A 6,030-nucleotide genomic window follows, 5' to 3' on the forward strand; every position below is an offset into this window, starting at 1 on the left:
TAAGGTCACCCCTCATGACCCAGGGGCCCGCGCACGACCGGATCGTGACGGTGCCCAACGCACTGAGCGCGATCCGGCTGGCGCTGCTGCCGGTCTTTGTCTATCTGCTGCTGGCTACTCATGCGGATGCCTGGGCGGTGGCCATCCTGATGTTCACCGGCGCGTCTGACTGGGCCGACGGCAAAATCGCCCGGCTGCTGGACCAGTCCTCCAAATTGGGGGAGCTGCTGGATCCGACGGTCGATCGGCTCTACATGGTGACGGTTCCGATCGCGTTCGGGCTGCGCGGGCTGGTGCCGTGGTGGATCATCGCCGCGCTGTTGGCACGCGACGTGCTGCTGGCCCTGGAACTGCCGTTACTGCGCAGCCGGGGCTTTACCGCGCTCCCGGTGCTTTACGTCGGCAAGGCCGCGACATTTGCTCTGATGTCGGCCTTTCCGCTGATCCTGTTGGGCCAGTGGGACGCGCAGTGGAGCCGGATCGTGCTGGCCTGCGGGTGGGCCTTTTTGGTCTGGGGCCTGTACATGTACCTGTGGTCGTTCGTGTTGTATGCGGCCCAGATCGTGGTGGTGATGCGCCGAATGCCCCGGGTGGAGTCCCGAGGTGCCAGTGGCTGACCAGACGCTCGGCGGCTACGACCCCAATGCCGGCCGCAATGTCCACGAGGCGGGCCGACCGCAACTCATCCCGGTGCCGTCGCTGCTGCGTGCCCTGCTCTCTGAGCATCTGGACCCTGGCTATGCGGCGGCAGCCGCCGCGCGTGAACGCTCCGGCGGCCGGGCTCGCGCCGCCGACTGGCTGTGGCAAGCGTTGGCGGCGTTACTGGTGGCGCTGGTGTTCGCCGCCGCGGTCGCCCAAGCCCGTTTGGTCGCACCCGGCGTCACCGCCGCCCAGCAGGTGCTGTTGCGCAATGTGCGCACCGAAGAGGCATCCACCAACGGGCTGGCCGCGCGCCGCAACGCGCTGGCGGCACACGTCGACGACGTTGCGCACCGCGCACTCGTCGACGACGCCGAGGGCCGGCGGCTGCTGGCCAGCCTCGACGCGCTCAGCCTGGCCGCCGCCACCACCGCGGTCACCGGCCCCGGTCTGAGTGTGACGGTGACCGACCCCGGCGTCGGCCCGAATCTCTCCGACGTGTCCAAGCAGCGGGTGGCCGGCAGCCGGCAGATCATCCTCGACCGCGACTTACAGCTCGTGGTCAACTCGTTGTGGGCAAGTGGCGCCGAGGCGATTGCGATCGGCGGTGTCCGGGTCGGGCCTAACGTGACCATCCGGCAGGCCGGCGGGGCGATCTTGGTCGACAACAATCCGATCGCCAGCCCGTACACGATCCTCGCGGTCGGGCCGCCGCGCGCGATGCAGGATGTGTTCGGCAGCAGCCCCGGACTGCACCGCCTACGGTTGCTGGAGACCTCCTACCGCGTTGGCGTCGACGTGAGTTCTCGCGACGAGCTGACGCTGCCCGCCGGCGCGGTCCGAGATGTCAAGTTCGCCAAACAGATTGGGTCTTAGTGGCAGAATTTCGCGTTACGAGCGATTCAGGGAACGAAGAGGGACTTCGATGATCGGCATCGCGGCGTTGGTCGTCGGCATCGTGCTGGGCTTGGTATTTCATCCCAGCGTCCCCGACGTGATCCAGCCGTATCTGCCGATCGCCGTCGTCGCCGCGCTGGACGCCGTGTTCGGCGGGCTGCGCGCCTATCTGGAGCGAATCTTCGATCCAAAGGTGTTCGTGGTGTCGTTCGTGTTCAACGTCTTGGTGGCGGCGCTGATCGTCTACGTCGGCGACCAATTGGGCGTCGGGACACAGTTATCCACGGCGATCATCGTGGTGTTGGGCATCCGTATTTTCGGTAACGCCGCCGCGCTGCGACGCCGCTTGTTCGGAGCCTGACCGGTAGAGGACCGAGATGAGCGACCAACCAGCACCCCACGACAGCGACGCCGAATCCGGCGATGCGGCCCAGCACGGCCGACACGAACTGCCTCCGCATCGTCCCCGCCCCGAGATCGGCAGCCTGCGGTCGCGCGGCCTGACGGGCATGTTGCGGCGCGGCCGTACGGTGTTCGGCGCGTTGGCGGTGTTGCTGTGCCTGCTGCTCGGTGTCGCCATCGTCACCCAGGTGCGCCAGAACGAATCCGGCGACGCGCTCGACACCGCCCGACCGGCCGATCTGCTCGTACTGCTGGACTCGCTGCGGCAACGCGAAGCCACGCTGAACACCGAGGTGGCCGAACTTCAGCGCACCTTGAGCGCGCTGCAGGCCTCGGGCAGCAGCGACCAGGCCGCCATCGAGAACGCGCAGGCCAGGCTGGCCGCGCTGTCGATTCTGATCGGCACCGTCGGCGCCACCGGCCCCGGGGTGACAGTGACGATCGAGGACCCCGGGCCGGGCGTCGCTCCCGAAGCGATGCTCGACGTGATCAACGAATTGCGCGCCGCCGGCGCTGAAGCCATCGAGATCCGCAGCGCTGCGCAGGCGGTGCGGGTCGGCGTCGACACCTGGGTGATCGGCGCGCCGGGTGCGCTGACCATCGACGGAAAAACTCTAACGCCGCCGTATTCCGTTCTGGCGATTGGCGATCCGCCCACACTGGCTGCGGCGATGAATATCCCGGGTGGCGCCGTCGACAGCGTCAAACGGGTCGGCGGCGCGATGTCGGTGCAGCAGGCCGACCACCTGGACGTCACCGCCTTGCGACAACCGAAACCGCGCCAATACGCTCAGCCTGTCAAGTGAGCACCCGAGGAAGAACAGGACAACCGTGAGCGAAATCCCGCCCGACCTGCACTACACCGCCGAACACGAGTGGATTCGCCGCACCGGCGATAACACCGTGCGGGTGGGAATCACCGACTTCGCACAGTCGGCCCTTGGCGACGTGGTGTTCGTGCAGTTGCCCGACGTCGGTACGGATGTGGCCGCGGGCGAATCGTTCGGCGAGGTGGAATCGACCAAGTCGGTGTCGGATCTCTACGCGCCTCTTTCAGCGAAAGTCGTTGCGGTCAACGGCGATCTGGAGTCCAGCCCGCAACTGGTGAACTCCGACCCGTACGGCGCCGGCTGGCTGTTGGATCTCGAGCTCGACGGTGCGGCCCTCGAGCAGGGTTTCGCAGAACTGCTGGACGCCGAGGCCTACCGCGGCTCATTGACCGAATGAGGCCTTGTTATCGTCCGACTCAGCCGCCGATCCGGCGGTGGTGGGCACATTGCGGACCCGTGCGCGGTACGGTCGACACATCGACCGTCATGCCGGCGGGAAACCGGTCGAACGAGCCCGATCAGACAACGCCACAGCGGCCAGTGAGGAGCAGCGGGTGACGGAAAAGGACAACGACCAGACTTCTGACGAAGTCACCGTGGAGACGACATCGGTCTTCCGCGCCGACTTCCTCAATGAACTGGACGCTCCCGCACAGGCGGGCGGCGAGAGCGCGGTTTCCGGCGTCGAAGGACTGCCGGTCGGCTCGGCCTTGCTGGTCGTCAAACGCGGACCCAACGCCGGGTCCCGCTTCCTGCTCGACCAGGCAACGACTTCGGCGGGCCGGCATCCCGACAGCGACATCTTCCTCGACGACGTCACGGTGAGCCGGCGGCACGCCGAGTTCCGGTTGGAAAGCGACGAGTTCCACGTCGTCGACGTCGGCAGCCTCAACGGCACCTACGTCAACCGGGAACCGGTCGACTCGGCCGTGCTGGCAAACGGCGACGAAGTCCAGATCGGCAAGTTTCGCCTGGTGTTTTTGACCGGCCCCAAGGCCGGTGACGACGACGGGAGTCCGGGAAGCTAGTGACCGCACCCGATACCCCCGCCCTGGCCGGGATGTCGATCGGAGCGGTCCTGGATCTGCTCCGGCCGGACTTTCCGGATGTGACGATCTCCAAGATTCGCTTCCTGGAGGCCGAGGGCCTGGTCACGCCGCAGCGGGCCGCATCGGGGTATCGGAGGTTCACCGCCTACGACTGCGCGCGGTTGCGCTTCATCCTGACCGCGCAGCGCGATCACTATCTACCGCTGAAGGTGATCAAGGCGCAACTGGACGCTCAGCCGGACGGTGAGTTGCCGCTCTCCGGATCGCCTTATGGCGTACCGCGATTGGTGCCGGTAGCGGGCAACGGGGCGGCCGGCGCCGGAGCAGACCCGGCGGCGGTCGGGCCGACCAGCGTTCGGCTGAGCAGGGAAGACCTGCTGGAGCGCTCCGCCGTGGACGAGGAGCTGTTGACGGCGCTGCTCAAGGCGGGAGTGATCACGACCGGCCCCGGCGGGTTCTTCGACGAGCACGCCGTGGTGATTCTGCAATGCGCCCGGGCGCTTTCTGACTACGGTGTCGAGCCCCGTCACCTGCGGGCGTTCCGCTCGGCGGCGGACCGCCAATCCGACCTGATCGCGCAGATCGCCGGCCCGCTCGTCAAAGCCGGCAAGGCCGGCGCCCGGGACCGCGCCGACGACCTGGCGCGCGAGGTAGCCGCCCTGGCGATCACCTTGCACACCTCGTTGATCAAGTCGGCCGTGCGCGACGTTCTGCACCGCTGAAGGACTAGACTTTCCACGACAGCTTGTGTTCGGCGGCTTGGTGTTCCACCGCGGCGTCGAGCCAGGTCTGCGTTGGACAGGGCGGTAGGTTGCGGAGGGCAGTCACAGATGGGTGAAGTTCGCGTCGTCGGCATTCGCGTCGAGCAGCCGCAGAACCAGCCAGTGCTGTTGCTGCGGGAGGCCAACGGTGACCGCTACCTGCCGATCTGGATCGGCCAGTCCGAAGCTGCCGCGATCGCCCTGGAGCAGCAGGGCGTCGAGCCGCCACGGCCACTGACCCACGATCTGATTCGGGATCTGATTGCCGCGCTTGGGCATTCACTTAAAGAGGTGCGGATCGTCGACTTGCAGGAAGGCACCTTTTACGCCGACCTGATTTTCGACCGCAACATCACCGTGTCGGCGCGGCCGTCCGACTCGGTGGCCATCGCGCTGCGGGTCGGGGTGCCGATTTACGTCGAGGAGGCGGTGCTCGCCGAGGCGGGTCTGCTGATACCCGACGAGAACGACGACGAGCCCGCCACCGCTGTCCGTGAGGACGAGGTCGAGAAGTTCAAGGAATTTTTGGACAGCGTGTCGCCCGACGATTTCAAGGCGACTTAGCCGTTGGGTGTTGCCGGCCGAATCAACATCACGGATGCGTCTCATCTGGGAGTTCGACGTCGACACGCCCGGTCGATAGCGGGGAGCGACTGTCGTGGCGGCCATACTTTGATGTCGAGGGCGAAGACGACAGCACGTCCAAACGCGTATGCTCACAAGCACTCGGCCTGAGCAAACGCGGCTGCCAGGCAGCCACCGAACGAGCGCGATCGGCGAGAGGAAGCATCGTGGGCGATCAACCGCGTCAGGACCAGTTGGACCTCGGGTCTGGCCTCACGATCGGAGACGACGCCACAACGCAGCCCGACGCGCCGAGCGAACCGGTGCAAGGCGGCCTGTTTCCCGATGACTCGGTGCCCGACGAACTCGTGGGCTATCGCGGCCCGAGCGCCTGCCAGATCGCCGGCATCACCTACCGCCAACTGGACTACTGGGCCCGCACCTCGCTGGTGGTGCCGTCGATCCGCAGCGCGGCCGGATCCGGCAGCCAGCGGCTCTACTCGTTCAAGGACATCCTGGTCCTCAAGATCGTCAAACGACTGCTCGACACCGGAATCTCGTTGCACAACATCCGCGTCGCGGTGGACCATCTGCGCCAGCGTGGTGTCCAAGATCTGGCCAACATCACGCTGTTTTCCGACGGCACCACCGTCTACGAGTGCACCTCGGCCGAAGAGGTTGTCGACCTGCTGCAGGGCGGCCAGGGCGTGTTCGGCATCGCCGTGTCCGGCGCGATGCGTGAGCTGACCGGCGCTATCGCCGACTTCCCCGGCGAGCGCGCCGATGGCGGCGAGTCCATCGCCGCGCCGGAGGACGAGTTGGCGTCCCGTCGCAAACACCGCGACCGAAAAATCGGCTGACACCCTTTTCCACCCCTTTCTCCGCGAA

9 protein-coding genes are annotated in these 6,030 nt (G+C 66.7%); all 9 read left to right on the forward strand.

What is annotated here, in order from left to right; all coding sequences use genetic code 11:
• Window positions 1-14: 14 nt before the first annotated feature.
• Window positions 15-617 carry a CDP-alcohol phosphatidyltransferase family protein gene (locus AC5Y42_RS18205; RefSeq protein WP_499899985.1) on the forward strand — a complete coding sequence of 201 codons (603 nt, stop codon included), beginning with the start codon at window positions 15-17 and terminating at the stop codon, window positions 615-617.
• Window positions 604-1,515 (forward strand): DUF881 domain-containing protein, encoded by a 912-nt coding sequence (locus AC5Y42_RS18210; RefSeq protein ID WP_499899986.1) that lies wholly within the window; start codon window positions 604-606, stop codon window positions 1,513-1,515. The genes AC5Y42_RS18205 and AC5Y42_RS18210 overlap by 14 nt, the downstream gene beginning before the upstream one ends.
• A gap of 49 nt (window positions 1,516-1,564) precedes the next feature.
• Window positions 1,565-1,897 (forward strand): small basic family protein, encoded by a 333-nt coding sequence (locus tag AC5Y42_RS18215; protein ID WP_499899987.1) that lies wholly within the window; start codon window positions 1,565-1,567, stop codon window positions 1,895-1,897.
• A gap of 16 nt (window positions 1,898-1,913) precedes the next feature.
• A complete protein-coding gene (locus tag AC5Y42_RS18220) occupies window positions 1,914-2,744 on the forward strand; it encodes a DUF881 domain-containing protein (protein WP_499899988.1) in 831 nt (276 codons plus the stop codon).
• 25 nt (window positions 2,745-2,769) lie between these two features.
• Complete coding sequence (gene gcvH / locus AC5Y42_RS18225; protein WP_499899989.1) at window positions 2,770-3,165, forward strand: glycine cleavage system protein GcvH; 396 nt, start codon at window positions 2,770-2,772, stop codon at window positions 3,163-3,165.
• Between the two features lie 157 nt (window positions 3,166-3,322).
• Window positions 3,323-3,796, forward strand: coding sequence for a glycogen accumulation regulator GarA (gene garA / locus AC5Y42_RS18230; protein ID WP_065012869.1), 474 nt, complete (start codon window positions 3,323-3,325; stop codon window positions 3,794-3,796).
• Window positions 3,796-4,539, forward strand: a complete 744-nt coding sequence (gene ftsR, locus AC5Y42_RS18235) for a transcriptional regulator FtsR (protein ID WP_499899990.1) — start codon at window positions 3,796-3,798, stop codon at window positions 4,537-4,539. The genes garA and ftsR overlap by 1 nt, the downstream gene beginning before the upstream one ends.
• A gap of 108 nt (window positions 4,540-4,647) precedes the next feature.
• Window positions 4,648-5,142 (forward strand): bifunctional nuclease family protein, encoded by a 495-nt coding sequence (locus AC5Y42_RS18240; protein WP_065012871.1) that lies wholly within the window; start codon window positions 4,648-4,650, stop codon window positions 5,140-5,142.
• Between the two features lie 227 nt (window positions 5,143-5,369).
• Window positions 5,370-6,002, forward strand: a complete 633-nt coding sequence (locus tag AC5Y42_RS18245) for a MerR family transcriptional regulator (protein WP_499899991.1) — start codon at window positions 5,370-5,372, stop codon at window positions 6,000-6,002.
• Window positions 6,003-6,030 lie beyond the last annotated feature (28 nt).

It is taken from the genome of Mycobacterium sp. NGS48 (assembly GCF_059812585.1).